The 599-nt window shown below is 42.1% G+C and carries 1 protein-coding gene; it reads left to right on the forward strand.

The window, feature by feature from the left end; genetic code table 11:
- A partial coding sequence (locus CXF89_RS19215) for an IS3 family transposase (RefSeq protein ID WP_180961429.1) occupies positions 1-599 on the forward strand: 599 nt, incomplete at both ends.

The raw sequence follows: 599 nt of genomic DNA on the forward strand, positions 1-599 counted from the left end.
TAATTGAGAAATTAAATCAACGAGAGCGTTATCCAATTAGTGTGCTATGTAGTGTATTCAATGTGCATCGCAGCAGCTATAAATACTGGGTCATACGCGATACAACGCCGACACTTGAACAAGTAAGGTTAGAGGCTGAAGTAAAAGCAATACATGCGATGAGTGGTGGTTCAGCAGGGGCACGGACAATCGCAGCAATAGCAACGAACAATGATTTTGAATTGAGCCGTTATCGTGCAGCTAAGCTAATGATTAAATTAAAGCTTGAAAGCTGCCAAGTACCTCAACATTCATATAAACGCGGCGGTAATGAACACCTTGAAATCCCAAATTTGCTAGATAGGCAGTTTGATGTTGTTGAGCCAGATACCGTATGGTGTGGTGATGTGACGTATATTTGGACAGGTAATCGCTGGGCTTATTTAGCGGTCGTTATTGATTTATTTGCACGTAAAGTCGTTGGTTGGGCAATGTCGCTGTCGCCAGATACTAACTTAACGCTAAGAGCGCTTGAACTCGCGTATGAAAGCAGAGGAAAACCGACAGGACTGATGTTTCATTCAGACCAGGGTAGTCATTATACAAGTTTAAAATATCGT

The sequence above is a fragment of the Pseudoalteromonas sp. MelDa3 genome (assembly GCF_002863625.1).
Taxonomy (GTDB): Bacteria; Pseudomonadota; Gammaproteobacteria; order Enterobacterales; family Alteromonadaceae; genus Pseudoalteromonas; species Pseudoalteromonas arctica.